Annotated in this window: 24 protein-coding genes; 7 read left to right on the plus strand and 17 right to left on the minus strand. The window is 70.1% G+C overall.

The window, feature by feature from the left end; translation table 11 throughout:
• Window position 1: 1 nt before the first annotated feature.
• Entirely contained in the window at window positions 2-445 is a 444-nt protein-coding gene (locus tag IEZ19_RS04155) for a DUF948 domain-containing protein (RefSeq protein WP_189309608.1), read from the minus strand.
• Window positions 446-549: 104 nt separating this feature from the next.
• Here IEZ19_RS04155 and IEZ19_RS52535 point away from each other — a divergent pair, with 104 nt between their 5' ends.
• Complete coding sequence (locus IEZ19_RS52535; RefSeq protein WP_268248617.1) at window positions 550-684, plus strand: hypothetical protein; 135 nt, start codon at window positions 550-552, stop codon at window positions 682-684.
• A 21-nt stretch (window positions 685-705) separates the two neighbouring features.
• Here IEZ19_RS52535 and rpsD read toward each other — a convergent pair whose 3' ends face one another.
• From rpsD to IEZ19_RS04170, 3 genes are all read right to left on the minus strand, one after another.
• Window positions 706-1,320: a 30S ribosomal protein S4 gene (gene rpsD, locus IEZ19_RS04160; protein WP_129310266.1), complete on the minus strand. Its 615-nt coding sequence runs from the start codon at window positions 1,318-1,320 to the stop codon at window positions 706-708.
• A 299-nt stretch (window positions 1,321-1,619) separates the two neighbouring features.
• A complete protein-coding gene (locus tag IEZ19_RS04165) occupies window positions 1,620-2,975 on the minus strand; it encodes a replication-associated recombination protein A (RefSeq protein ID WP_189309609.1) in 1,356 nt (451 codons plus the stop codon).
• A gap of 43 nt (window positions 2,976-3,018) precedes the next feature.
• Window positions 3,019-3,666: a vitamin K epoxide reductase family protein gene (locus IEZ19_RS04170; protein WP_189309610.1), complete on the minus strand. Its 648-nt coding sequence runs from the start codon at window positions 3,664-3,666 to the stop codon at window positions 3,019-3,021.
• A gap of 145 nt (window positions 3,667-3,811) precedes the next feature.
• Here IEZ19_RS04170 and IEZ19_RS04175 point away from each other — a divergent pair, with 145 nt between their 5' ends.
• The 4 genes from IEZ19_RS04175 to IEZ19_RS04190 are packed head-to-tail and all read left to right on the plus strand — an operon-like array spanning window position 3,812 to window position 7,342.
• A complete protein-coding gene (locus tag IEZ19_RS04175; RefSeq protein ID WP_189309611.1) occupies window positions 3,812-4,678 on the plus strand; it encodes an ABC transporter ATP-binding protein in 867 nt (288 codons plus the stop codon).
• Complete coding sequence (locus IEZ19_RS04180) at window positions 4,675-5,520, plus strand: ABC transporter permease (RefSeq protein ID WP_189309612.1); 846 nt, start codon at window positions 4,675-4,677, stop codon at window positions 5,518-5,520. Before IEZ19_RS04175 ends, IEZ19_RS04180 begins: the two co-directional genes overlap by 4 nt.
• On the plus strand, window positions 5,517-6,719 hold the full coding sequence (locus IEZ19_RS04185; protein ID WP_189309914.1) for a sensor histidine kinase: 1,203 nt from the start codon (window positions 5,517-5,519) through the stop codon (window positions 6,717-6,719). Before IEZ19_RS04180 ends, IEZ19_RS04185 begins: the two co-directional genes overlap by 4 nt.
• Complete coding sequence (locus IEZ19_RS04190; RefSeq protein WP_189309613.1) at window positions 6,716-7,342, plus strand: response regulator; 627 nt, start codon at window positions 6,716-6,718, stop codon at window positions 7,340-7,342. Before IEZ19_RS04185 ends, IEZ19_RS04190 begins: the two co-directional genes overlap by 4 nt.
• A 90-nt stretch (window positions 7,343-7,432) precedes the next feature.
• Here the strand turns inward: IEZ19_RS04190 and hisS are convergent, their stop codons facing one another.
• Both hisS and IEZ19_RS04200 read right to left on the minus strand, forming a co-directional pair.
• On the minus strand, window positions 7,433-8,695 hold the full coding sequence (hisS, locus tag IEZ19_RS04195) for a histidine--tRNA ligase (protein ID WP_189309614.1): 1,263 nt from the start codon (window positions 8,693-8,695) through the stop codon (window positions 7,433-7,435).
• Between the two features lie 11 nt (window positions 8,696-8,706).
• On the minus strand, window positions 8,707-9,417 hold the full coding sequence (locus IEZ19_RS04200; protein WP_189309615.1) for an MBL fold metallo-hydrolase: 711 nt from the start codon (window positions 9,415-9,417) through the stop codon (window positions 8,707-8,709).
• Window positions 9,418-9,597: 180 nt separating this feature from the next.
• On the opposite strand from IEZ19_RS04200, the gene IEZ19_RS04205 reads away from it, so the two are divergent.
• Both IEZ19_RS04205 and IEZ19_RS04210 read left to right on the plus strand, forming a co-directional pair.
• Complete coding sequence (locus IEZ19_RS04205; RefSeq protein WP_189309616.1) at window positions 9,598-10,419, plus strand: peptidylprolyl isomerase; 822 nt, start codon at window positions 9,598-9,600, stop codon at window positions 10,417-10,419.
• A gap of 144 nt (window positions 10,420-10,563) precedes the next feature.
• On the plus strand, window positions 10,564-11,793 hold the full coding sequence (locus IEZ19_RS04210) for a DUF349 domain-containing protein (protein WP_189309617.1): 1,230 nt from the start codon (window positions 10,564-10,566) through the stop codon (window positions 11,791-11,793).
• A gap of 60 nt (window positions 11,794-11,853) precedes the next feature.
• Here IEZ19_RS04210 and IEZ19_RS04215 read toward each other — a convergent pair whose 3' ends face one another.
• From IEZ19_RS04215 to pdxS, 11 genes are all read right to left on the minus strand, one after another.
• The gene (locus IEZ19_RS04215) at window positions 11,854-14,370 is read right to left on the minus strand and encodes a RelA/SpoT family protein (RefSeq protein ID WP_189309618.1); all 2,517 of its coding nucleotides are present in this window, start codon (window positions 14,368-14,370) and stop codon (window positions 11,854-11,856) included.
• A gap of 261 nt (window positions 14,371-14,631) precedes the next feature.
• Entirely contained in the window at window positions 14,632-15,171 is a 540-nt protein-coding gene (locus IEZ19_RS04220; RefSeq protein WP_189309619.1) for an adenine phosphoribosyltransferase, read from the minus strand.
• Window positions 15,168-16,274 (minus strand): protein translocase subunit SecF, encoded by a 1,107-nt coding sequence (gene secF / locus IEZ19_RS04225; RefSeq protein WP_189309620.1) that lies wholly within the window; start codon window positions 16,272-16,274, stop codon window positions 15,168-15,170. The genes IEZ19_RS04220 and secF overlap by 4 nt, the downstream gene beginning before the upstream one ends.
• A gap of 3 nt (window positions 16,275-16,277) precedes the next feature.
• Window positions 16,278-18,053 carry a protein translocase subunit SecD gene (gene secD / locus IEZ19_RS04230; RefSeq protein ID WP_189309621.1) on the minus strand — a complete coding sequence of 592 codons (1,776 nt, stop codon included), beginning with the start codon at window positions 18,051-18,053 and terminating at the stop codon, window positions 16,278-16,280.
• 141 nt (window positions 18,054-18,194) lie between these two features.
• A complete protein-coding gene (gene yajC / locus IEZ19_RS04235) occupies window positions 18,195-18,686 on the minus strand; it encodes a preprotein translocase subunit YajC (RefSeq protein WP_189309622.1) in 492 nt (163 codons plus the stop codon).
• A gap of 174 nt (window positions 18,687-18,860) precedes the next feature.
• A complete protein-coding gene (gene ruvB, locus IEZ19_RS04240) occupies window positions 18,861-19,931 on the minus strand; it encodes a Holliday junction branch migration DNA helicase RuvB (protein ID WP_189309623.1) in 1,071 nt (356 codons plus the stop codon).
• A gap of 162 nt (window positions 19,932-20,093) precedes the next feature.
• Entirely contained in the window at window positions 20,094-20,699 is a 606-nt protein-coding gene (gene ruvA / locus IEZ19_RS04245; RefSeq protein ID WP_189309624.1) for a Holliday junction branch migration protein RuvA, read from the minus strand.
• The gene (gene ruvC / locus IEZ19_RS04250; RefSeq protein ID WP_189309625.1) at window positions 20,696-21,226 is read right to left on the minus strand and encodes a crossover junction endodeoxyribonuclease RuvC; all 531 of its coding nucleotides are present in this window, start codon (window positions 21,224-21,226) and stop codon (window positions 20,696-20,698) included. The genes ruvA and ruvC overlap by 4 nt, the downstream gene beginning before the upstream one ends.
• Window positions 21,227-21,366: 140 nt before the next feature.
• On the minus strand, window positions 21,367-22,119 hold the full coding sequence (locus IEZ19_RS04255) for a YebC/PmpR family DNA-binding transcriptional regulator (RefSeq protein WP_189309626.1): 753 nt from the start codon (window positions 22,117-22,119) through the stop codon (window positions 21,367-21,369).
• Window positions 22,120-22,195: 76 nt separating this feature from the next.
• Window positions 22,196-22,801: a pyridoxal 5'-phosphate synthase glutaminase subunit PdxT gene (gene pdxT / locus IEZ19_RS04260; protein WP_189309627.1), complete on the minus strand. Its 606-nt coding sequence runs from the start codon at window positions 22,799-22,801 to the stop codon at window positions 22,196-22,198.
• 13 nt (window positions 22,802-22,814) lie between these two features.
• Complete coding sequence (gene pdxS / locus IEZ19_RS04265; RefSeq protein ID WP_189309628.1) at window positions 22,815-23,726, minus strand: pyridoxal 5'-phosphate synthase lyase subunit PdxS; 912 nt, start codon at window positions 23,724-23,726, stop codon at window positions 22,815-22,817.
• Window position 23,727 lies beyond the last annotated feature (1 nt).

Below are 23,727 nucleotides of genomic sequence, written 5' to 3' on the forward strand. Positions count from 1 at the left end.
CTCAGTCCTTCTTCCGCTTGTTCCGTCGCGCCGCCGGAACCGTCCGGCCCACGATCACCGTACGCCGGGGCGCCTTGGCCGGAACGTCCTCCTTGCGGCCGCCGAGGGCACGGCGCACGCCGTAGCCGAAGGCCGCGACCTTGACCAGAGGCCCGCCGAAGGTGGAGGCGACGGTCGTGGAGAGCGCGGAGGCGTTCGACGTGACCTCCTGGACGTCCGACGCGATCGCGTCGACGCGGTCGATCTGGGTCTGCGCGGAGCGCACGGCCGTGGAGGCGTCGGCGAGCAGCGGGACGGCCTGGTCGGTCACGTCCGCGACGAGCTTGGTGGTCGCCTTGAGCGTCTGGGCCAGCCTCACCAGTGCGACGGCGAGGAAGGAGACCAGGATCGCCCAGAAGACGGCCACCAGGATCCCGGCCACCTCTCCACCGGACACTGTGCGCACCCGCTCCCTGAAACGTGCCTGAGCATTTGAAAAGTCGTGCACCGAGCCTATCGCGCCGGGGATGTCGCTCCGTACCGGATTTCCGTGAGCCGCGGGATGCGGCGGTGGCGCGGCGAGGGGTACGGCCCCTGGCCGAGCTGCCGATCCCGCGCGGGCCGGTGCGGCAGGCACAGGAGGCGGCCGGAATGCGCGAACCCGCCGCCTCGCCCACCCGGAAGGGCGGGGAGACGGCGGGCTGAGGTGCTGCGCCGGGGCTGGAGTCAGCGGGCGTAGTACTCGACGACGAGCTGCTCGTCGCAGATGACCGGAACTTCCTTGCGGTTCGGCTCGCGGTCCAGGCGGAACGCCAGGGCCTTGAGGTTCACCTGCAGGTAGCGCGGGGTCTCGCCGTCGGGGGCGAAGCCGCCCTCACGGGCGATCTGGAAGAGCGTCTTGTCCTTGGAGCGGTCGCGGACCTGCACGACGTCGTCCGGGCGGACCCGGAAGGACGGCTTGTCGACCTTCTGGCCGTTGACCTGGATGTGGCCGTGGACGACCATCTGGCGGGCCTGGTAGATCGTGCGGGCGATGCCCGAACGCAGGACCAGAGCGTCGAGACGGCGCTCCAGCTCGACGATCAGGGCCTCACCGGTCTTGCCCTGGACCTTGGACGCGCGGTCGTAGGCGCGGACCAGCTGGCGCTCGGAGATGTCGTACTGCGCGCGCAGACGCTGCTTCTCGAGCAGACGGACCTTGTAGTCCGAGTTCTGCTTGCGGCCGCGGCCGTGCTCACCCGGCGGGTAGGGACGGGCCTCGAAGTACTTGACGGCCTTGGGGGTCAGCGCGATGCCGAGGGCACGCGACTTCTTGACCTTGGGGCGGGACTGGTTCGCCACTTCTTTTCCTTTTCCGATTCGGCTGCCTCAGGGTTACGGGAGGTCGCATCCGCAGCCGGGGATTCCCAGCAGGTCCACGAGGGACGTGCCGGGCAGCCGTTCCCTGGTCTGGGCACATACGTGCAGCACACGAACGGCCCACCGTCCGGTCCCGGGATCCCGGGTGGTGGTGGGCTGCCCGCGACACCTACGACGGTGCGCGACGCTCCTGGATCAACAGATCCGGCTGGATGTCCCGCCTGAGGCGCCGACCGGGGCCGGACACGGGACTCAGCACTGAGCGCCAGTCTACAGGGTGGTCAGGACCGCTTGCGACCGAGGTGCTGCCGGGTCCATTCGACCGCGTCCGCGTACCGCGCCTCGGCCCCGTGCCGGGTCGGGGTGTAGTACTCACGGTCCTGGAGCGCGTCCGGTGCGTACTGCTGCTCGGCGATGCCCTCGGCCAGGTCGTGCGGGTACACGTATCCCTGGGCGTGGCCGAGCTTGGCGGCGCCCTTGTAGTGTCCGTCGCGCAGATGCGGCGGGACGGGTCCGGCCAGTCCCTTGCGTACGTCCTCCAGGGCGGCGCCGATCGCGGTCGTCGCGGCGTTGGACTTGGGGGCCAGGGCGAGGGCGATGGTGGCGTGGCTGAGCGTGAGGGCGGCCTCGGGGAAGCCGATCATGGCGACGGCCTGGGCGGCGGCCACGGCGATGGGCAGCGCGTTGGGGTCGGCGAGGCCGATGTCCTCGCTGGCTGAGATCATCAGCCGGCGGGCGATGAAGCGGGGGTCCTCACCGGCCTCGATCATCCGGGCGAGGTAGTGCAGCGCGGCGTCGACGTCGGAGCCGCGGATGGACTTGATGAGGGCACTGGCGACGTCGTAGTGCTGGTCGCCGTCGCGGTCGTACTTCACCGCCGCCCGGTCGACCGTCTCCTCCAGCGTGCCGAGGGCGACCTCCGTCTCGCCCTTGTCGAGGGCGGCTCCGGCTGCCGCTTCCAGGGCGGTCAGGGCACGGCGGGCGTCGCCACCGGCGATGCGCAGGAGGTGGTCCTCGGTGTCCTCGGGGAGGGCGACGGCGTCCTTGAGGCCCCGCTCGTCGGCGAGGGCCCGTCGCAGCAGCCCGCGCAGGTCGTCGTCGGTGAGGGGTTCGAGCGTCAGCAGGAGGGAGCGTGACAGCAGGGGCGAGATCACCGAGAAGTACGGGTTCTCGGTGGTCGCCGCGATCAGGGTCACCCACCGGTTCTCGACGGCCGGGAGGAGGGAGTCCTGCTGGGCCTTGCTGAAGCGGTGGATCTCGTCGAGGAAGAGGACGGTCTCCTTGCCGAAGCCGCCGGTGGCGCGGCGGGCGCCGTCGATGACCGCGCGGACCTCCTTGACGCCCGCGGTGATCGCCGACAGCTCCACGAACCGCTTGTTGGTGGCCTTCGAGACGACGTACGCCAGGGTCGTCTTGCCGGTACCCGGCGGGCCCCAGAGGATCACCGAGGAGGGGCCCGCGGGGCCGCCGGCGCCCTCGCCGACCAGTCGGCGCAGCGGTGAGCCCGGCTTCAGCAGGTGCTGCTGGCCCACCACCTCGTCGAGGGTGCGCGGGCGCATCCGAACCGCCAGGGGGCTTGCGGACGGGTCCTTCTCCTGGCGTTCTTCTGCTGCGGCGGTGAACAGGTCGGGCTCCACGTCAGAAACCCTAAATCACCGCACTGACAATCCCGCCGGGGCGTCAGCTGGTCCAGAAGTCCCACCAGCGGGTCAGGATCAGCATGCCGATGATCCCGATGTGCAGGACCGGCACGACCCAGGTGAACTCGCCGAAGAAGCCCCTCAGCCAGCCGGGGGCGGGCAGGAAGCCCTTGCGGACGTTGAACGACGTCACGTACCAGAACATGACGATCGTGGCGACCCAGGCCAGGGAGCACCACAGGCACAGCGCGTTGATCCGGTACAGGGACTGGAACTGCAGCCAGGTGCAGAAGCCCACCCCGAAGAGCGTGCCGAAGTTGAAGGTCAGCCAGTACCAGCGCGGGAAGCGGGCACCGGCCAGCAGGCTCATACCGACGCAGATGACGATGCCGTAGGCGACCAGGCCGAGCATCGGGTTGGGGAAGCCGAAGGCCGCGGCCTGCTTGCTCTCCATGACGCTGCCGCAGGAGACGACCGGGTTGAGGCTGCACCCCGGGACGAACGTCTTGCCCTCGACCTTGGCCTCGAGCAGCTTGAACTTGTCGATCGTGATGACCCAGGCCGCGAGCAGACCGGCCGCGCCGGTGATCAGCAGCAGCACGGCGAAGGCGAGGCTGCCGCCCTCGGTCCGCCGCGCCTTGGCGCCCTCGGGCTCGGTGGAGACGTCCCTGACTGTCGTCTTGCTCATCACGCCGATTCCGTCTGCTTGAGAGTGGGACCTTCTTCGGGCAGGGGCCATTGTGCCGCAAGAGCAGGCCTGTCCACCGTTCGGTGGACATAAGGAGGTACGCACGGACGTCCCGGAGCGTTCGGTTCCGGCCGACTCTCGTGGCATGACAGCACACGCGAACGAACGCGCGGTGGACGTACGGGGGCTGCGCAAGCAGTACGGGGACGTGACCGCGGTGGACGGCATCGATCTCGGCATCCGGCGGGGCGAGGTGTTCGGCCTGCTCGGACCCAATGGCGCGGGCAAGAGCACCACGGTGGAGATCCTCCAGGGACAGCGGACGCGCGACGCGGGAGAGGTGATGGTCCTGGGGGCGGACCCGGCGGCGGCCACGCGCGCGTGGCGATCCCGTGTAGGGATCGTCTGGCAGGACGAATCGGCACCCGCGGAGTTGACGGTCCGCGAGACCGTGCGGCATTTCGCCCGCTACTACCCGAGGCCCCGCGACCCCGAGGAGGTCATCGGCCTGGTCGGTCTGGAGGCGAAGGCGAGCAGCAGGATCAAGGCCCTCTCGGGCGGCCAGCGGCGCCGGCTCGACGTGGCGCTCGGTGTGATCGGCGGCCCCGAGCTGCTGCTCCTGGACGAGCCGACGACCGGCTTCGACCCGGCGGCGCGGCGGCAGTTCTGGGACCTGATCCGCCTGCTGGCCGACGAGGGCACCACCATCCTGCTGACCACGCACTACCTGGAGGAGGCCGAGGCCCTCGCGGACCGGCTCGCGGTCGTCGCCCGGGGCCGGGTGGTCGCCGAGGGCGTACCGGCCGAACTGCGCGACCGGTACGGCACCGGCGCGACCGTCACCTGGACGGACACCGGCGGCACCCCGCGCACCGAGCGCACGGACACCCCGACGAAGACCGTGGCCGAGCTCATGCGCCGCTTCGACGGCGAGATCCCGGGTCTGAGGGTGAGCCGGCCCACGCTGGAGGACGTCTACCTCCGGCTGACCGGACAGGAGGACGCGCGATGACCACGACCGCCGTACGGGCCCCGGAGCGGGCCGCGCCGGAGCGGCTGCCCGGTGCCTGGGGGCTCGGGCTGCGGCGCGGTGCCCTGGAGATCAGGCAGTTCTTCCGGCAGCGCGACCAGGTGGTGTTCACGTTCGCCTTCCCGGTCGTCTTCCTGTTCCTGTTCGCGTCGATCTTCAGCGACGACGTGCGGGGCGCGGGCGTCACCGCCTCCCAGCTGTACGTCCCGGCCATGATGGCCGCCGGCATCATGTCGACGAGTTTCCAGTCCCTCGGCATCTCGATCGCGATCGAGCGGGACGAGAAGGTGCTGCGCCGGCTGCGGGGCACGCCGATGCCGCCGGCCGCGTACTTCCTCGGCAAGATCTGGCTGGTTCTGGTCACCGGACTGCTGGAGACGGCGATCCTGCTCGCCGTCGGCACCGCCTTCTACGACGTGGACCTGCCCTCGTCGGCCGGGCGGTGGTTCGACTTCGCGTGGATCTTCGCCCTCGGCCTGACGGCGTGCGCGCTGCTCGGCATCGCGATCAGCTCGGTCCCGAAGTCCGGCAAGAGCGCCACCTCCGTGGTCGTCCTGCCGTTCCTGGTGCTGCAGTTCATCTCGGGGGTGTACATCTCCATCGACACCATCCCGGACTGGATGCTGAACATCGGGGCACTGTTCCCGCTGAAGTGGATGTGCCAGGGCCTGCGCGGGGTGTTCCTGCCGCAGTCGGCACAGGTGCTGGAGCAGGCGGGGAGTTGGGAGTTCGGGCGGATCGCCCTGGTGCTCGGGGCGTGGTGCGTCGGAGGATTGGCGCTGTGTCTGCTGACCTTCCGGTGGAAGAACCGGCGCGACGGATGAACGGTCCGGCGGCGCCCGGGAGTTACACCTGGGACCGTTCGTTCCGGCTGTGGGACACGTACTTCGCGCTGATCTGGCTCGCCACCCTGGTGTTCGTGCTCGGCACGGGGCATCCGGGGTGGCGGGTGCGCCTCGTGGCGGCCGGGCTGCTCGTCCCGCTGATCCCGCTGTACGTCTGGGTGGGCCGCCCGATCCTGCGGGGCGATCCGCCCGACGAGCGGCGCGCGCTCGGCTATCTCGTCGCGGAGATGGCGCTGTTCCTGCCGTCGGCGGTCCTGGTCGGCGAGACCCGGCTGATGACCTTCGCCCTGGTCCCGCACTGCTTCATGACGCTGCGGCTGCGCTGGGCGCTCACGGCCGTGGCCGTCATCAACCTCACGCCCGTGGTCGGCTGGGCACTGCTGTGGTGGCCGAGCGACCAGGACGTGTTCTTCAACGGGGTCTTCGCGGTGGCCACCCTGGTCTTCTCGATGGCCGTCGGGAGCTGGATCATCCGGATCATCGAGCAGAGCCAGGAACGGGCGGAGCTGATCGCCGACCTGGACGCGAGCCGGCACGAGGTCGCTCGGCTGTCGGCAGCGCACGGTGCGCTGGCGGAGCGGGAACGGTTCGCCCGGGAGATCCACGACACGCTCGCGCAGGGCTTCACCAGCGTGCTCATGCTGATCCAGGCGGTCGAGGCCGAGCTGGCGGACGATCTGCCCCAGGCGCGCCGCCACTTGGCGCTGATGGACGAGACGGCCCGGCAGAACCTCGCCGAGGCACGTGCCCTGGTCGCCGGGTCCGGGCCCGCCGACCTGGACGGAGCGTCCCTGCCTGACGCCCTGCGCCGACTGGCCGCCCGCCACGGGGCGACGCTGGACGTGACCGGTGTCGTACGGGCGTTGCCCGCCGGGCCGGAGGTGGTCGTCCTGCGCTCCTGCCAGGAGGCACTGGCCAACGTCCGCAAACACGCCGGGAGTCCGGCCGCCGTGGGGGTCGCGCTGACGTACGCCGAGGACGCGCTCACCGTCTCCGTACGGGACGACGGCTGCGGCTTCGACGCGGTGGCCGTCTCCGGCGGCTACGGTCTGGCCGGGCTGCGCGCCAGAGCGGCCGAGGTGGGCGGCACGGCCGAGGTGCGCAGCGCTGTGGGCGACGGCACCACGGTGACCGTACGACTGCCCGTCCCCGTAGCCGCGAGGAGCGATGTCCCGTGATCCGGATCGTGCTGGCCGACGACCATCCCGTCGTACGGGAGGGCCTGCGCGCCATGCTGAGCGCCGAGCCGGACCTGGAGGTGGTGGCCGACGCGACCAGTGGCCCGCGGGCGGAGGCGCTGGCCGCCGAACTGCGCCCCGACATCGTGCTGATGGACCTGCGGATGCCGGGTGGCGACGGGGTCGACTCCATCGTGCGGATGACCGAGGCGGGGCTGGCTTGCCGGGTGATCGTGCTCACGACGTACGAGAACGACCGCGACATCCTGCGCGCCGTGGAGGCGGGCGCCGCGGGCTATCTGCTCAAGGACATGCCCCGTGCCGAACTGGCCGACGCGGTACGGGCGGCGGCCCGCGGCGAGACGGTGCTGGCGCCGTCGGTGGCGGCCCGGCTGGTCGACCAGCTCCGCACCAGACCGGAACGCCCCCGCCTCTCGGACCGTGAGGTGGCGGTCCTGCGTCTGGTGGCCGAGGGCTGCACCAACGCGGAGATCGGCCGCCGGTTGTTCATCGGGGAGTCGACGGTGAAGACGCATCTGCTGCGGATCTTCGGGAAGCTGGGAGTCGACGACCGGACAGCCGCCGTGACGAACGCCATGCGCCACGGACTGCTGGACCAGTGAGGAGGGCGCCGGGATGTCCCGGCGCCCTGTCGTGCACCAGTGCTGTGGCCGGGAAGGTTTGCCGGCCGGTGAACCTTCCCGGTCACAGCACTAGCCGAGCCGTGACTCCAGTTCCGCCACGATCTCGTTCACGCCGATCGCCGTCTGCTCGCCGGACTCCATGTCCTTGAGCTGGACGACGCCCTCGGCCAGGTCGCGTTCGCCGGCGACGAGCGTGTAGCGGGCGCCGCTGCGGTTGGCGTTCTTCATCGCGCCCTTGAGCCCCTTGTGGCCGTAGGAGAAGTCGGCCGCGACACCCACCTTGCGCAGTTCGGTCACCTTGGCGAACAGCACGCGCCGGGCCTCCTCCCCCAGCGGCACCGCGAAGACACTGGTCGAGGACGGGAGATCCAGCTCGACGCCCTCCGCCTCCAGCGCGAGCACCGTGCGGTCCACACCGAGCGCCCAGCCGACGGACGGCAGCGCGGGGCCGCCGATCATCTCGGACAGGCCGTCGTACCGGCCGCCGCCGCCCACCGCGGACTGCGAGCCCAGACCGTCGTGGACGAACTCGAAGGTCGTCCGCGTGTAGTAGTCCAGGCCGCGCACCAGCTTCGGGTCGTCCTCGTAGGCGACGCCCGCCGCGGTGATCAGCTCGCGCACCTCCTCGTGGTACGCCTTGCAGGCGTCGCAGAGGTAGTCACGCAGCAGCGGGGCGTCCCCGAGCTGCTTCTGGACCGACTCGCGCTTGTCGTCCAGGACGCGGAGCGGGTTGATCTCGGCGCGGCGGCGCGTGTCCTCGTCGATGTCCAGGCCGCGCAGGAAGTCCTGCAGGGCGGCCCGGTACACCGGGCGGCACTCCTTGTCGCCCAGGCTGTTGAGCAGGATGCGGAAGTCCCTGAGGCCCAGCGAGCGGTACGCCTGGTCGGCCAGGATGATCAGCTCGGCGTCGAGCGCCGGGTCCTCCGCGCCGATCGCCTCGGCGCCGACCTGGGAGAAGTGCCGGTACCGGCCCTTCTGGGGGCGCTCGTAGCGGTAGTACGAGCCCGAGTACCAGAGCTTGACCGGCAGGTTGCCCGCCTTGTGGAGGTTGGCCTCGAGCGCTGCGCGCAGGACGGAGGCGGTGCCCTCGGGGCGCAGGGCCAGCTTGTCGCCGCCCTTGGTCTCGAAGGCGTACATCTCCTTGGTCACGATGTCGGTCGACTCGCCGACACCGCGCGCGAACAGCTCGACGCTCTCGAAACCGGGCGTTTCGATGTAGCCGTAGCCCGAGGTGCGCAGCGGGGCGGCGATGGCCTCGCGGACCGCCAGGTACTTCGCGGAGTCCGGCGGGATCAGGTCGTACGTGCCCTTGGGGGCCTTGAAGGTGCTCACGAAGTCTCTCGTCACATTCCTCGTCGGGGAGCGTCGACGTGCGCTCCCGGGCCGGCGGCCACCTGCCGCAGATACGGGTTGGTGGCGCGCTCCTGGCCGATGGTCGTCTGGGGGCCGTGGCCGGACAGCACCACGGTCGAGTCGTCGAGCGGCAGGCACACGCGGGCCAGCGAGTCGAGTATCTCGGCCATGTCACCGCCGGGCAGGTCGGTGCGTCCGATGGAGCCGGCGAAGAGCAGATCGCCCGAGAAGAGGACCGGCGGGATGTCCGCGGCCTCGGGCATCCGGAAGGTCACCGACCCCTTGGTATGGCCCGGTGCGTGCGCGACGGAGAACTCCAGACCCGCGAGCGCCAGCGTGGCACCGTCGGTCAGTTCCTCGACGTCGTCCGGCTCCCCCACGGTCAGCTCGCCCATCAGCGGCATGCCGATGGAGCGGCCGAGCGCCTTCTCGGGGTCGCTCATCATGTACCGGTCCTCGGGGTGGATCCAGGCCGGCACGTCGTGTGCCCCGCACACCGGGACGACCGAGGCCACGTGGTCGATGTGGCCGTGGGTGAGGACGACGGCGACGGGCTTGAGCCGATGCTTCTTCAGCGCTTCCTCGACTCCCTGGGTGGCCTGGTGGCCCGGGTCGATGATCACGCACTCCTCACCGGCGGCGGGGGCGACGAGATAACAGTTCGTCCCCCAGGCCCCGGCGGGGAACCCGGCAATGAGCACGATCGTCCTTCGTTGTGTCGATACGGGGGGCGCTTCTCGGTGGTGGCGCCCGCGGTCAGAGCCTACCGGCGCTGCCGTTTCCTCAGCGAACCCATATACGGTACGGGGCTACACGGTGCGGCCGGCTCACAGGACGCACGCGTACCGGTCGACACACGACACGCATGAGGAGAGAACCCGGTGGTCAGCCAGGAGCAGCGGCGGCGTCAGCTCGCCCGGGAGAAGTTCTTGCGGCAGCAGCAGCGGCGCACCAGCGCCCGGCGCAAGTCACGTGTGCGCAACTCCGTGATCGCGTCAGTGCTCGGCGTGGTCGTGATCGGCAGCGTGGCGCTGTACACGACGGGGGTCCTCAAGGGCAACGACGACAAGTCCAACGCGAGCGCGGACGTCACACCCAGCGCCTCGCCCTCGAGCAAGGCCCCGGACCCGTGCGCGAAGCCCGCGGCGGGCTCGGTGAAGGAGCTCAACTGGAAGAAGGAGCCGGCGCTCACGATCGACAAGTCTGCGAAGTACACGATGAAGCTGGCGACGACGTGCGGCGACATCGGCGTCGCACTGAAGACGGACGCGGCGCCGCACACCGTGAACTCGTTCAACTTCCTTGCCGGACAGGGTTTCTTCGACCACACCAAGTGCCACCGGCTCACCACCAATGGCATCTATGTGCTGCAGTGCGGCGACCCGACGGGCACCGGCAGCGGCGGTCCCGGGTACACGATCCCGGACGAGAACCTGAAGGACAAAAGCCTGAAGGACAACGTCTATCCGGCGGGCACGATCGCGATGGCGAACACCGGTCAGGCGCACACCGGCGGCAGCCAGTTCTTCCTCGTCTACCAGGACAGCCAGTTGCCGCCCAGCTACACACCGTTCGGGACGATCGACGCCGCGGGGCTGAAGGTCCTCAAGAAGATCGCCGCCGCGGGCGAGAGCACGGGCGCCGGTGACGGAGCCCCGAACGCGACGGTCGTGATCAACAAGGCGACGGTCACGAAATCCTGACAACCATGACGGCCATCAGCGGAATTTCGGTCGCGCTGGATGCGGACAGGCAACCCGCCGGTCGCCTATGTTGGCCGTGACGAAACTGTGGACGATGCCAGGGGGCGCAGCAGCCCCACGCAGGCATCATGTGGAGGAGGCGCTGTGAGCAGCGACCCGTGGGGCCGCGTCGACGAGACGGGGACCGTGTACGTGCGTACGGCCGACGGCGAGCAGGTCGTCGGTTCCTGGCAGGCCGGCTCGCCCGACGAGGCGTTGGCCTACTTCGAGCGCAAGTACGAGGGCCTGGTTGTCGAGATCGGCCTCCTCGAAAAGCGAGTACAGACCACCGATCTGTCGGCGAAGGACGCCCAGACCGCCATCGACCACCTGCGGCAGCAGGTCGATGCGCACCACGCGGTCGGTGACCTGGAGGCGCTGCGGTCCCGTCTCGACAAGCTCGTGGCGACCGTCGAGAGCCGTCGGGAGGAGCGCAAGCAGCAGCGTGCCAAGCAGTCCGACGAGGCCCGCAGGGCCAAGGAGGACCTGGTCGCCGAGGCCGAGCAGCTGGCGCAGTCCGACCAGTGGCGGGCGGCGGGTGAGCGGCTGCGCGCCCTGGTGGACACCTGGAAGGGGCTGCCGCGGCTCGACCGCAAGTCGGACGACGAGCTGTGGCACCGCTTCTCGCACGCCCGCTCGGCGTTCTCCAAGCGCCGCAAGGCTCACTTCGCGCAGCTCGACGCGCAGCGCGAGGAGGCCCGCAAGGCCAAGGAGAAGCTGGTCGCCGAGAGCGAGGCGCTGTCCGACTCGACGGACTGGGGTCCGACGGCGGCCCGTTACCGCGAGCTGATGACGGAGTGGAAGGCCGTGGGCCGCGCCCAGCGCGAGTACGAGGACGACCTGTGGAACCGCTTCCGCGGCGCCCAGGACGTCTTCTTCGCCGCCCGCAGCTCGGTCTTCGCGGAGCGGGACGCGGAGCAGTCGGAGAACCTGAAGCTGAAGGAGGAGCTGGCCGAGGAGGCCGAGAAGCTCCTGCCGATCACGGACCTGAAGGGCGCCCGTGCCGCCTTCCGCTCGATCAACGAGCGCTGGGAGGCCATCGGCCATGTGCCGCGCGACGCCCGTCCGAAGGTCGAGGGCCGGATGCACACGGTCGACCGGGCGCTCCAGGAGGCCGAGGAGACCGAGTGGCGCCGGACCAACCCGGAGGCGCGTGCGCGTGCCGAGGGTCTGACCGGCCAGCTCCAGGCCGCCGTGGACAAGCTGAAGGGCCAGATCGAGCAGGCACGCGCCCAGGGCAACTCGTCCAAGGCCGACAAGCTGGAGAAGGAGCTGGAGGGCCGCCAGGCGCTCCTGGACCAGGCTCTGAAGGGTCTGCAGGAGTTCGGCGGCTAATACCCTTCCGGACACGCGAGAGGGCCCCGTACGGTCACGTACGGGGCCCTCTCGCGTGTCCTAGGAGCGGCTGCGCGCCGACGTGACGCGGTACACGTCGTAGACGCCCTCCACGCCTCTGACGGCCTTCAGGACGTGGCCGAGGTGCTTCGGGTCGCCCATCTCGAAGGTGAAGCGGGAGGTGGCGACGCGGTCGCGGGAGGTCTGGACGGCCGCCGAGAGAATGTTGACGTGCTGGTCGGACAGGACGCGGGTGACATCCGACAGGAGCCGGGAGCGGTCCAGGGCCTCGACCTGAATGGCGACCAGGAAGACCGAGGACTGGGTGGGCGCCCACTCGACGTCGAGAATCCGCTCAGGTTCGCGGGACAGCGACTCCACATTCACGCAGTCGCTGCGGTGGACCGAGACGCCGCTGCCGCGCGTGACGAAGCCGATGATCGGGTCGCCGGGGACGGGCGTGCAACAGCGGGCCAGCTTGACCCACACGTCGTCGACGCCCTTGACGACGACGCCCGGGTCGGCGCTGGAGCGGCGCTTGCGGCCACGCGTGCGCGTGGGCGGTACGGCCTCGTCGATCTCCTCGGTGGCGGCCTCCTCGCCGCCGAGCGCCGAGACGAGCTTCTGCACGACGTTCTGCGCGGAGACGTGGCCCTCTCCGATCGCCGCGTACAGCGCGGAGATGTCCGGGTAGCGCATCTCGTGCGCGAGGGTGACGAGCGAGTCGCCGGTGAGGATGCGCTGGATCGGCAGGTTCTGCTTGCGCATCGCGCGGACGATGGCGTCCTTGCCCTGCTCGATGGCCTCGTCGCGGCGCTCCTTGGAGAACCAGGCGCGGATCTTGTTTCGGGCCCGCGGTGACTTGACGAAGCCGAGCCAGTCGCGGGAGGGGCCGGCGCCGGCGGCCTTGGAGGTGAAGACCTCGACCAGATCGCCGTTGTCCAGGGTGGATTCGAGCGGTACGAGGCGGCCGTTGACCCGTGCTCCTATGGTCCGGTGGCCGACCTCGGTGTGGACCGCGTAGGCGAAGTCGACCGGGGTGGCCCCGGCCGGCAGCGCTATGACGTCGCCCTTGGGGGTGAAGACGAAGACCTCGTTGCGGGACAGGTCGAAGCGCAGGGACTCCAGGAACTCGCTGGGGTCCTCCGTCTCCTTCTGCCAGTCCAGCAACTGCCGCAGCCACGCCATGTCGTTGATGGCGTCCTTGTCCTTGCCGGAGCCCTTGGGCACGTCGGTGCGGACCTTGGAGGCGCCGGCGACGGCCTCCTGCTTGTACTTCCAGTGCGCGGCGATGCCGTACTCGGCGCGGCGGTGCATGTCGAAGGTGCGGATCTGCAGCTCGACCGGCTTGCCGTTGGGTCCGATGACCGTCGTGTGCAGCGACTGGTACATGTTGAACTTGGGCATCGCGATGTAGTCCTTGAACCGCCCCGGAACCGGGTTCCAGCGGGCGTGGACCGTGCCCAGTGCCGCGTAGCAGTCGCGAACGGTGTCGACCAGGACGCGGATGCCCACCAGGTCGTAGATCTCCGCGAAGTCACGGCCGCGGACGATCATCTTCTGGTAGACGCTGTAGTAGTGCTTCGGGCGGCCGGTGACGGTCGCCTTGATGCGGGCGGCGCGCAGATCGGCCTGGACCTCGTCGGTCACTATGGCCAGGTACTCGTCACGCTTCGGTGCCCGCTCGGCCACCAACCGTACGATCTCGTCGTACATCTTGGGGTAGAGGATCGCGAACGCGAGGTCCTCCAGCTCCCACTTGATGGTGTTCATGCCCAGGCGGTGGGCGAGGGGCGCGTAGATCTCGAGGGTCTCGCGGGCCTTCTTCTCCTGCTTCTCGCGCTTGAGGTAGCGCATGGTGCGCATGTTGTGCAGGCGGTCGGCGAGTTTGATGACCAGGACGCGCGGGTCCTTGGCCATGGCGACGACCATCTTGCGCACGGTCTCGGCCTGCGCGGCCTCGCCGAACTTGACCTTGTCCAGCTTGGTGACGCCGTCGACCAGCAGGGCGACCACGTCGCCGAAGTCGCCGCGCAGGTCCTCGAGGCCGTACTCGGTGTCCTCGACGGTGTCGTGCAGCAGGCCCGCCATGAGGGTGGCCGGGTCCATACCCAGCTCGGCGAGGATGGTGGTCACCGCGAGGGGATGCGTGATGTACGGGTCGCCGCTCTTGCGCTTCTGGCCGCGGTGCCAGCGCTCGGCGACCTGGTAGGCGCGCTCGATCTGGCGCAGGGTCGAGTTCTCGATCTTGGGGTCGTTGCTGCGGACTATCCGCAGAAGCGGTTCCAGGACCGGGTTGTACGGGTTGGCGCGCTGGACGCCTAGCCGGGCGAGACGGGCGCGGACACGGTTGGAGGAGCCGGAGCGGGCGGGCGGACCGGTGTTCGGGCGGACCGCGGGTGGGACGGGCTTGGGTCGCGCGGGCTCGGCCGTCTTCTCCACGGGCGCGGACTGGGCGTGCTCGACCGGCCCGCGGGTGTCGTTCTTCGCGTGGGACGCGTTCGGCGCGGGCTTCGCCGCGGACGCCGAGGCGGACTCGGGCTTTGCGGCGGTCAGTGGCTGGGCCTCGTCTGGCAAGAGGGCTCCTCGTGCACGATCCGGGTCCCCCGGTCAGGCTCCGGAAACCCCATGGTAGCGATCCTGGGCCTGGACATCGCCTGCAGGCCGATCCGTGGACCGTCTACGAGATGAACACGAGGGGCTGCCAGAGGATTCCGGGAAGCTTGCGGCCGGGTGTCCTGCGGGTGGCCTACGGCTTCGCGTCGTGCTGTCGCCGGAGCCGCTCGTACGCGAGAACGGCCGCCCCCGTGGTGGGAGCGGCCGTTCTCGTCGGGTCGGTCAGACCTGGAGGAGGGCCTCCAGTGGGGCGCCGTTCAGGGCGGGCTCCAGGCGGGAGCGGCCGGCCAGGAAGCCCAGTTCCATCAGGACGGCGAGGCCCGAGACCTCGGCGCCCGCCCGCTGGATGAGCTGGACGGCGGCCTCGGCCGTACCGCCCGTGGCCAGGACGTCGTCCACGATCAGCACGCGGTCGGCGGACGTCAGGTCCTCGGCGTGCACCTCGATCTCCGCCGAGCCGTACTCCAGCTCGTAGGCCTGGCGCAGGGTGGCTCCGGGGAGCTTGCCCGCCTTGCGTACGGGGATGAAGCCGAGGCCCGCGCGGACGGCGACCGGGGCGCCCAGGATGAAGCCCCGCGCCTCCAGTCCGACGATCTTGGTCGCGCCGGTGTTCTGGGCGATCTCGGCCAGCGCGTCCGTGAGCGCGGTGAACGCCGCCGGGTCCGCCAGGAGCGGGGTGATGTCCTTGAACATCACGCCCTGCTCCGGGTAGTCGGCCACGTCCCGGATCCGGCTGAGCAGCAGGTCCTCGATGTTGGTCATTGGCGCTTCCCCGAGGGTCGGCCACGGCCCCGGCCACGGGACGCGGGCTGGTTGCGCGGACCCACGACGGCGGCCGCCGCGTCCTCCGGCTCACCGGCGGCGACGGACCGGCTGCCGACCAGCTCGTCCTCCGCCGCGGCCTGGGCCCGCTTGGCCAGGACGCGCTTCTTCAGGGCCTTCATCTGCGGCTCGCGCTCCTTGAGGTCGGCGACGAGCGGCGTGGCGATGAAGATCGAGGAGTACGCACCGGCCGCGAGGCCGACGAACAGCGACAGCGAGATGTCGTTCAGCGTGCCCGCGCCGAGGAAGCCGCCACCGATGAACAGCAGGCCCGCGACCGGCAGCAGTGCGACCACGGTGGTGTTGATGGAGCGGACCAGTGTGCCGTTGATCGACTGGTTGGCGATGTCGCTGTAGGTGAGGCGGGTCTGTCTGGTGATGTCCTTCGTCTGCTCCTTGAGGCTGTCGAAGACGACGACCGTGTCGTAGAGCGAGTAACCGAGGATCGTCAGCAGACCGATGATCGTGCCTGGCGTGACCTCGAAGCCGACCAGCGCGTAGATACCGGTCGTGATGGTGATGTCGTGGATCAGGGCGACGAGCGCCGCGACGGCCATGCGCCATTCGAACGCGATCGCCAGGTAGATCACCACGAGCACCATGAAGATGCCCAGGCCCTCCCAGGCCTTGTTGGCGATCTGCTCACCCCAGCTGGGGCCGACCAGGTCCGCGTTGATCGCCTCCGGGTTGAGATTGAGGTCCTTGGCGAGCTCCGCCTTGGTGGCGTCGGACTTCCCGGTGTCCATGCCGGCGATCTGGATGCGCAGACCGCCCGTGCCGAGCTTCTGGACGACCGCTTCGTGCCCGGCGGCCTGTGAGGCGTACTCCTCGGCCTGGGCGACGGAGACGCTCGTCTTCGGGGTGGTGAAGACGGCGCCGCCCTGGAAGTCGATGCCCATGTTCAGGCCGCGCACCGCCAGGCCGACGATGGCCGTGATGGTGATCAGGATCGAGATGCCGTACCAGATCTTGCGCTTGCCGACGAAGTCGTAGCTGATCTCGCCGTGATGCAGTCGAGCGCCGAGGTTGCCGAGTTTCGACATCGCTCATGCCTCCTTCGGGTCGACGGAACCGGCGGCGGGACCGGCGGGACGGCGGGTGCGGCGCAGCGGCGGCTTGGCACCCAGGCTCTTCGGGTCGAGGCCGGACCACTTGTGGCCCTGCGCGAAGAACTTCCTGCGGGCGAGGATCGTCATGAGCGGCTTGGTGAAGAAGAAGACGACGACCACGTCGAGCACGGTGGTCAGGCCGAGCGTGAAGGCGAAGCCCTGCACCTTGCCGACGGTGACGATGAACAGCACCGCGGCGGCGAGGAACGACACGAAGTCGGAGACCAGGATGGTGCGCCGGGCGCGTGGCCAGGCCCGCTCGACGGCGGGGCGCAGCGAGCGGCCCTGGCGGATCTCGTCCCTGATGCGTTCGAAGAACACGATGAACGAGTCCGCTGTGATACCGATCGCGACGATGGCACCACAGACCGCGGGCAGGTTGAGCGCGAAGCCGATGGCCGGGCCGAGCAGGGACATGAGCACGTAGGTCAGGATCGCGGAGGTGACCAGGGAGGCCATCGCGACGAGCGAGAGACCACGGTAGTAGATCACGAGGTAGACCACGACCAGGGCGAGGCCGATGGCGCCGGCGAGCAGACCGGCGTGCAGCTGCTCACCGCCGAGCGCGGCGGTCACCGTGGTCACGCTCTGCTCCTTGAAGGAGAGCGGGAGCGCACCGTACGACAGGACGTTGGCGAGGCTCTGGGCCTCCTCCTGCGTGAAGCTTCCGGAGATCTCCGCCTGGCCGCCGGTGATGGACTGGCTGACGTACGGGCTGGAGACGACCTCGCCGTCGAGGACGATGCCGAACTCGTTCTGCGGCTGCTGCTTCTGGGCGAGCTGGCCGGTGATGTCGGCGAACTTCTTCGCTCCGCTGGAGGTGAAGTTCATCTGGACCTGCCAGCCGGCGGCGGTCTGCGTGTCGTAGACCGCCTGGGCCTTCTTGACCTCGGTGCCGTCCACGGCGGACGGGCCGAGCAGGTACTTGTACCAGACCTTGTTGATCTGGCCGCAGGCCACGGTGGGCTCGCCGGGCTTGGCGTTCTGGCCGGCGGTGGCGCGCTCCGACGCCTTGGCGCAGTTCAGCTTGGTGTACGCGGCCTGGAGTGCGGCGGTCCCGCCGTCGGTGCCGTCACTCGCCGGGGCCGAGGGGGTGGCCGAGGCCGAGGTGCTGGGGGTCGCGGAGGGCGACGGGTTGGAGTCGGCCTTCAGCGCGTCGGTGACGGCACGGCCCTGGGTGGTGGCGGAGGCCGAAGGGGACGCGGAGGAGGACGACGCCTTCTCACCGGAGGCCGTCGGGCTGCCGGAGGGGCTCGGCGAGCCACTCGGGCTGGACGTCGGGCTCGGCGAGGGGCTCTGCCCGGCCGGGGTGCTGGGCTCACTGGCCAGGACCGGTCGGAAGTACAGCTTCGCGGTGGTGCCGACCTGCTGGCGGGCCTCTTCGGAGTTGGTGCCCTTGGGGATGTTGACGATGATGTTGCTCGTCCCCTGGGTCTGCACCTCCGCCTCGGAGACACCCAGGCCGTTGACACGGCGGTTCATGATGTCGACCGCGGTGTCCATGTTGGCCTTGTTGATCGCGGACCCTTGGTCGGCCTTCGCCTGGAGCGTGATGCTCGTGCCGCCGGCAAGGTCGATGCCGAGACGCGGGGTGGTGTGCCCGGAGGCGAACATACCCCCGGTGAGCGCCACGATGGCGATCAGGATGAAGGCCAGCGAGCGCCCTGGCTTGCTCTGGGCGCTCGCGCTTCGGCCCCTCTTAGGTGCAGCCACCTTCTCGTACTCCCTCTCGGGCCGGCCGGCGCCGGGTCGGCGTGGTCGGCCATGGCATGGTGTCGGGATCCCGTGCGGGAAACAGACGCGCCCGGGGTGCGCACAGCGCGATCGTGTCGCGCCGCGCTCCCCGGGACGTGACTACTTCGCGTCGGAGTCGCCCTCGGTCTTCTTCGGCTCTTCGTCCGACGCGGCGTCAGCAGTCTCGGCCTTGTCGGCCGGCTCCTCGGCGGCATCCTTCTTCCCGAGGTCGACGGCATGCTCGCCGGAGGCGGCGGCAGCGTCGGCGGGCTCGTCGGTGAGGGAGGAGGCGTCGTCCGGGACGTCGACGTCGGACTTCAGGTCGTGCTCGATGCCGTGGACGATGCGGTTGTACTCGTCGTCACTGAGCACCGCACCGATCGCGTTCTTCGCGAAGAGGAGATCGACGCCCGGGCCGGCGTCGAGGAGGACCGTGTCCTCGCTGACCTCCTTGACCGTCGCGTACATCCCCCCGATCGTGCGGACGCCCGAACCGGGCTGCAATTCGTTCCGCATGGCGGCGGCCTGCTGCTGCCTCTTCTTGCCCGAGCGCGCCATCAGATAAAAGGCCGCGATCAGCACGATGAGCGGGAGAAGGGTCAAGGTATTCACGGGACGGAATTTCCTTCGCGCGACCGCGGCGGACAGCGGCCTGGGGGATGGGGGATGGGGGTGTGTACGGCGCCACCGATGAGGGCGGCATCGGCGGAGTCTAAGCGAGTCCGCGCACATGGAACAACGCTCAGCATGGCACCTGGGTTCCTGACGCCGCCAATACGCTCGCCGTCACGTCCCGAACAGGTCCCCTTGTCCGTTTCCTGCAGCGGCCGAACGGGGCGGGGTGAGGCCGAGGTGGACCCAGGCGGCGGGGGTGGCGACCCGGCCGCGCGGGGTGCGGGCGAGCAGGCCCTCCCGGACGAGGAAGGGCTCGGCGACCTCCTCGACGGTCTCGCGCTCCTCGCTCACGGCCACCGCGAGCGTCGACAGGCCCACCGGTCCGCCGCCGAACAGCTTGAGCAGGGCCTCCAGGACGGCGCGGTCGAGGCGGTCGAGGCCGCGGGCGTCGACCTCGTACACGGCGAGGGCCGCCGCGGCGATGTCCCGGGTGATCACGCCGTCGGCCTTGACCTGCGCGTAGTCGCGCACGCGGCGCAGGAGGCGGTTGGCGATGCGGGGCGTGCCGCGGGAACGGCCGGCGATCTCGGCGGCGCCGTCGGCCTCGACCTCGACGTCCAGCAGGTTCGCCGAGCGGTGGACGACGCGCTCCAGTTCGGTGGGCTCGTAGAACTCCATGTGCGCGGTGAAGCCGAAGCGGTCGCGCAGCGGGGGCGGCAGCAGGCCCGCGCGCGTGGTGGCGCCGACCAGGGTGAACGGGGGCAACTCGAGAGGGATGGCAGTGGCGCCGGGGCCCTTGCCGACGATGACGTCGACGCGGAAGTCCTCCATCGCCATGTAGAGCATCTCCTCGGCGGGCCGGGACATGCGGTGGATCTCGTCGAGGAAGAGCACCTCGCCCTCCTGCAAAGAGGAGAGGATCGCGGCGAGGTCACCGGCGTGCTGGATGGCGGGGCCGCTGGTGATGCGGATCGGAGCGCCCATCTCGGCGGCGATGATCATCGAGAGGGTGGTCTTGCCCAGGCCGGGGGCGCCGGAGAGCAGCACGTGGTCGGCGGTGGCGCCACGCGCGCGCGCGGCGCGCAGCACGAGGTCGAGCTGCTCGCGGACCTTCTCCTGGCCGATGAACTCGCCCAGGTCCTTGGGGCGCAGGGCGGCCTCGACGGCCTGGTCCTCACGGTCGGCGGACGCACCGACGAGCCGCTCGGCGGCGGAGGCGTCGGTCGTGTCGTCCCAGTTCACTGTGGTTCTCCTAGCTGGGTGTGCCGGGGAGGGTCGGCCGGCCGGGGTTCCGGCCCGCGGACGGAGGCCGCTCTTGGCTGCCGCGTCCCCGGGAGAACCGGGGAACACAGCATGGAGTGTGCCTCGGGTCTCGCGGGGTCGTCGGCGGGCGCGGGCCGTCGTTCAGCGGGCTCTGTTGAGGGTCTGCAGCGCCGCCTTCAGCAACTGGCCGACCTGCGGCGTGCCCTCGGCGGCCTCGGCCTGCGGTGCCACGGCGGATACGGCCTCGTCGGCCTCCCGGGTCGCGTACCCGAGGCCGATGAGGGCGGCGTGCAGCTGGTCGCGCCAGCCGCTCGAGACGGGTGCGCCGACCGCCGGGGCGCCGATCGGCTCGCCGAGGCGGTCCTTCAGCTCCAGGAGCAGCTTCTGAGCGCCCTTCTTACCGATGCCGGGGACGGCGGTGAGAGCCTTCTCGTCGCCGGTCGCCACGGCACGGCGCAGGGCGTCCGGGGAGTGCACGGCGAGCATGGCCTGGGCGAGGCGCGGGCCAACCCCGCTGGCGGTCTGGAGCAGTTCGAAGACCTGGCGCTCGTCGTCGTCCGTGAAGCCGTACAGGGTCAGCGAGTCCTCACGTACGACGAGGGAGGTGGCGAGCTTCGTCTGCTGCCCCATGCGCAGCCCGGACAGAGTGTTCGGCGTGCACTGGACGGCGATGCCGATGCCGCCCACCTCGACCACCGCGGAGTCGGGGGCGAGGGCGGCGACCGGTCCGCTCACGAAGGCGATCATCCCGTACGGCCTTTCGTTGTGTGCAGGGCGACGGCCTGCTGGAGTCGGTTCTGCGCGGGGGCGCGCCAGATGTGGCAGATGGCGAGCGCGAGGGCGTCGGCGGCGTCGGCGGGCTTCGGAGGCGCGTCGAGCCGCAGCAGCCGGGTGACCATGGCGCCGACCTGAGCCTTGTCGGCGCGGCCGCTGCCCGTGACGGAGGCCTTGACCTCGCTGGGCGTGTGCAGGGCGACCGGAATGCCACGGCGGGCGGCGCACAGCATGGCGACGGCGCTGGCCTGGGCCGTGCCCATCACCGTGCGCACGTTGTGCTGGCTGAACACCCGCTCCACGGCGACGAGTTCGGGCCGGTGCTCGTCCAGCCAGGCTTCGACGCCCTGCTCGATCGCGACGAGGCGGTGGCTCAACTCGGCGTCCACGGGCGTGCGGACGACACCGACGCCGAGCAGGGTCAGCGGCCGGCCCGCGACCCCCTCGACCACCCCGACACCGCATCGGGTCAGCCCCGGGTCCACCCCCAGCACGCGCACCCGCGCCCCTCCCTTCGATCTCCCCAGCCACCGCTGGGCGGTCCCCCCGGTTTCTGCAGGCTATCCGGTGCCACCGACAAAGCGACGGGCCGACGGGTGTGTCCCGTCGGCCCGTTGAGACCGTGCAGCCCGCGGCGGCGCTACGCGTCGACCTTCTCCATGATCTCGTCGCTGACGTCGAAGTTGGCGAAGACGTTCTGCACGTCGTCGCTGTCCTCGAGCGCGTCGATCAGCCTGAAGATCTTCTTGGCGCCCTCCTCGTCCAGCTCGACCTGGACGGACGGCACGAAGCTGGACTCGGCGGAGTCGTAGTCGATCCCGGCGTCCTGGAGGGCGGTGCGGACCGCGACCAGGTCGGTGGCCTCGCTGACCACCTCGAAGGACTCGCCGAGGTCGTTGACCTCCTCGGCGCCCGCGTCCAGGACGGCGCCGAGGACGTCGTCCTCGGTCAGCTCGCCCTTGGGGACGATGACGACGCCCTTGCGGCTGAACATGTACGACACCGAGCCGGGGTCGGCCATGTTGCCGCCGTTGCGGGTCATGGCGACGCGCACGTCGGAGGCGGCGCGGTTGCGGTTGTCGGTGAGGCACTCGATGAGCACCGCGACACCGTTCGGGCCGTAGCCCTCGTACATGATCGTCTCGTAGTCGGCGCCGCCGGCCTCGAGCCCACCGCCGCGCTTGATCGCGGAGTCGATGTTCTTGTTCGGGACCGACTGCTTCTTGGCCTTCTGGACGGCGTCGTAGAGCGTCGGGTTGCCGTCGAGGTCCACGCCGCCCATACGCGCCGCGACCTCGATGTTCTTGATCAGCTTCGCGAAGAGCTTGCCGCGCTTGGCATCGATCACGGCCTTCTTGTGCTTCGTCGTGGCCCATTTAGAGTGGCCGGACATCTGCCTGTCTCCTTCGCGTAACCCATCCTGTACGAACTCCCCCAGACACGAACGGCTGGGGGGACCCCCGGAGATCCTACAAGGACTCCGGTGCCCCGTTGGCGCGCACCATGTCGACGAACAGAGCGTGCACGCGGTGGTCGCCGGTCAGTTCCGGGTGGAACGACGTGGCGAGCGCGTTGCCCTGGCGTACGGCGACGATGTGGCCTTCGTGCTCGGCGAGTACCTCGGCCCCGGCCCCCACGGACTCGACCCAGGGGGCGCGGATGAAGACGCCCTCTACAGGATCGCCCGCGACGCCCTTGACGTCGACCGCCGCCTCGAAGGACTCGTTCTGCCGTCCGAAGGCGTTGCGGCGCACGATCATGTCGATGCCGCCGATCGTCTCCTGACCCGAGCGCGGGTCGAGAATCTTGTCGGCGATCATGATCATGCCCGCGCAGGTGCCGTACACCGGCATGCCGTCGCGCACGCGCGCGCGGAGGGGTTCCATCACTCCGAAGAGGACGGCCAGCTTGGAGATGGTCGTGGACTCGCCGCCGGGGACGACCAGGCCGTCGACCTCGGCGAGTTCCTCGGGGCGCCGCACCGGCCTGGCCACGGCGTCGGCCGCGGCCAGGGCGATGAGGTGCTCCCGTACGTCGCCCTGGAGGGCCAGGACGCCTATGACGGGGGTGTTCATGTGTTCCGGTGCCTTACCAGCCGCGCCCGGCGTAGCGCTCGGACTCGGGGAGGGTGTCGATGTTGATGCCGACCATGGCCTCGCCGAGGTTGCGGGACGCGTCCGCGATGATCTTCGGGTCGTCGAAGAAGGTGGTCGCCTTCACGATGGCGGCGGCACGCTTGGCCGGGTCGCCGGACTTGAAGATGCCGGAGCCGACGAAGACGCCCTCGGCGCCGAGCTGGCGCATCAGGGCGGCGTCGGCCGGGGTGGCCACGCCACCGGCGGAGAACAGGACCACGGGAAGCTTGCCGAGCTCGGCGACCTCCTTGACCAGCTCGTACGGTGCGCGCAGCTCCTTGGCTGCGGCGTACAGCTCGTGGTTGTCGTAGCCGCGCAGGCGGGCGATCTCGTTCTTGATCTGGCGCAGGTGACGCACGGCCTCGACGATGTTGCCGGTGCCGGCCTCGCCCTTCGAGCGGATCATGGCCGCGCCCTCGGCGATACGGCGCAGGGCCTCGCCGAGGTTGGTGGCGCCGCAGACGAAGGGGGTCGTGAAGGCCCACTTGTCGGAGTGGTTGACCTCGTCGGCCGGGGTGAGCACCTCGGACTCGTCGATGTAGTCGACGCCGAGGGACTGCAGCACCTGGGCCTCGACGAAGTGGCCGATGCGGGACTTGGCCATGACCGGGATCGAGACGGCGTCGATGATGCCCTCGATCATGTCCGGGTCGGACATGCGGGCCACGCCGCCCTGCTTGCGGATGTCGGCCGGGACCCGCTCCAGGGCCATGACGGCGACGGCACCCGCGTCCTCGGCGATCTTCGCCTGCTCCGGCGTGACCACGTCCATGATCACACCACCCTTGAGCTGCTCGGCCATGCCGCGCTTCACGCGCGCGGTGCCGGTCTCGGGGGCCTGGTTTTCGGAGAGCGTGCTGGACACG

This window comes from Streptomyces brasiliensis (assembly GCF_014647875.1).
In the GTDB taxonomy this organism is placed as follows: Bacteria; Actinomycetota; Actinomycetes; order Streptomycetales; family Streptomycetaceae; genus Streptomyces; species Streptomyces brasiliensis.